This window comes from Pseudoalteromonas sp. PAR1 (assembly GCF_947311895.1).
Taxonomy (GTDB): Bacteria; Pseudomonadota; Gammaproteobacteria; order Enterobacterales; family Alteromonadaceae; genus Pseudoalteromonas; species Pseudoalteromonas lipolytica_C.
Genome location: NZ_CAMZMY010000049.1, coordinates 1 through 2,324 on the forward strand (window position 1 = coordinate 1; position 2,324 = coordinate 2,324).

Genomic DNA, 2,324 nt, shown 5'->3' on the forward strand with positions numbered 1-2,324 from the left:
TGTTGAACTAAGCCGCTACGCGGAGATCCTATTCTTATAATTTGAGCCACACTTACCTTGGGGTTATCCCATAACTTGGAGGTAAGTCATGAATACACTCATTGAACAAGTCAAAACTGAAATAGCCTATCGTGGTTATTCGCAAAGTACATGTAAAAGCTACTGTGAACATTTACTAAAACTCAGTCATTATTTTAATAAACCGCTCGATTCGATTACTGATGAGGAACTTAACGCCTTTTTTAACGATCCTGCGATTCGTAAACTTTCTAGAGCAAGCCAAAAAATACAGATAAACAGTATTTGGTTCTTGTTTAAGAATATTTTACATCGGCCACTTAACTTAGATATTGTACTGCCAAAAGTAAAACTTCGCGCACCCACGTATTTATCGCGCGATGACATGCGACGGCTTATAGAAAGTTGCACCGATATGCGCTTAAAAACATTGATTATGGTGTGCTATGGGTGTGGCTTACGTATTAATGAACTGCTACGCATTAAAGTGCAAGATATCGATGGACAGCGTAAAACTATTTTAATTGAACAAGGTAAAGGGGATAAATCACGCTATGTGGTTGTATCAGATAGCGTGCTGGCTCAATTACGTTGTTATTGGAAAATGTATCACCCAACAGGTTGGATGTTCTATTCACGGTTATTAATGGATAAACCTATGTCAGCATCAACCTTCAGGAAGCCATTGAGAAAACATGCACAAGCGTGTGGCTTAAAGCACTGTAATCCACATACTTTACGCCATGCTTATGCAACACACCAACTTGAATCAGGTATGCCACTTCATCAACTGCAACATCAGCTTGGCCACAGTGATATTAAAACCACACAAAGTTACTTACATTGGTTACCAGAGTTAGGTCATGGCGGCATTGATTTGCTTGCGAGCTGGAGTAAACAATGAACGCCTTACACCTCGCTGATATTTTAAACTCAAGCTTTGAGAGTTATCGCCAACATCATACGGTGAGTTATCAACAACTGCGCGTGTGTCAGCACCTTCAATCATGCAGAACGGGTCAGCTCGGTTATCAAGCATGGCAATGTGATAGCTGTGGGGAGTCGCAAAAGATTGGATGTAGCTGTCGAGACCGTCATTGCCCGCGTTGCCAAGGCATGGCTACGGCTAAATGGGTGCAAAAACAGCAGGAGGATTTATTACCATGTAGGTATTTCCACCTTGTTTTTACACTCCCTCATGAGTTGAATATCATTGCTCACTATAACCCAAATGCGTTGTATCAGTGTTTATTTAAAGCGACATGGCAAACGCTAAGTAAATTTGCGAAACGGAAAAAGCATGGTCAGTTAGGCATGACAAGCGTACTGCATACGTGGGGGCAGAACTTAAGTCAGCATATCCACTTGCATTGTTTGATACCCGCAGGGGCGCTAAATAAAGCGCACTGGCATGAAATAGAAAAAGGCTATTTATACCCCGTAAAAGCGTTATCAACAGTCTTTAGGGGTAAAATGCTAGCGGAACTCAATGAATGCGATAGTTCATTCGCGAAGATAAACACCCCAACAAAGTGGTGTGTGTATAGCAAAGCCTGTTTAACGTACAGTGAAAAGCTAGTTAGTTACCTTGCTCGTTATACCCGAAAAGGCGTGATGTCAGAATCGCGATTAGTGTCAGCGACTGAAGAAACAGTGAGCTTTAAATACCGCGATTATGCAGATAACAACCGCGATAAAGTCATGACTCTGAGTTGTGATGAATTTTTACGGCGCTACTTACAACATGTATTGCCCAAAGGGTTTATGCGCATTCGCCACTATGGCTTTTTAGCTAATGCGTGTCGCAAGCGAAAGTTAGCATTAATAAGGTCACAAGAATCACACAGAGGTAAAGTGGAGAAGCTAAAGACAGAAAACGTAACACTGATACCGCATTGGCCTTGCCAGTCATGCAAGGTGGGTATTTTACGATTTATTGGTGTGATGAATTCAGATACGCCGACAAATGAAATAGTGCGAACGAGTTAGCAGCCTTGCTTGCTGCTTAAAATCAATGAGTTAACCTGCTTAATTGCTCAGGCTAACGACCTCTGCGTGCGTAAAAATATAATTGCTTCTTAAGGCAAATTTAGGTGTAATGGAAGCATAATAAACGCTGAGTAAAGCAGGGATAGCTTAGATACGATAGGCTCGCCAGTAACGTTGGCTTGATATCGCTTAGGCCAGAAAAAGCAAATTCCCATAGCATAAACAACACCAACTCTGACACACCGAGTAGGTAGCGGCTCAGTCCAACAAGCGATTATGCAACACAAACTGCGTGTCGCATAAATACTAAAATGTTA

General features: G+C 41.7%; 2 protein-coding genes. Both read left to right on the top strand.

The window, feature by feature from the left end:
- Nucleotides 1-88 precede the first annotated feature (88 nt).
- Entirely contained in the window at nucleotides 89-922 is an 834-nt protein-coding gene (locus tag QL229_RS20480; protein WP_063528612.1) for a tyrosine-type recombinase/integrase, read from the top strand.
- Nucleotides 919-2,007 (top strand): IS91 family transposase, encoded by a 1,089-nt coding sequence (locus QL229_RS20485; protein WP_063528616.1) that lies wholly within the window; start codon nucleotides 919-921, stop codon nucleotides 2,005-2,007. Before QL229_RS20480 ends, QL229_RS20485 begins: the two co-directional genes overlap by 4 nt.
- The last annotated feature ends 317 nt before the right edge of the window (nucleotides 2,008-2,324 follow it).

Coding starts and splice junctions, on each gene's coding strand:
- QL229_RS20480 (WP_063528612.1), top strand. CDS start 89: ATGAATACACTCATTGAACAAGTCAAAACTGAAATAGCCTATCGTGGT.
- QL229_RS20485 (WP_063528616.1), top strand. CDS start 919: ATGAACGCCTTACACCTCGCTGATATTTTAAACTCAAGCTTTGAGAGT.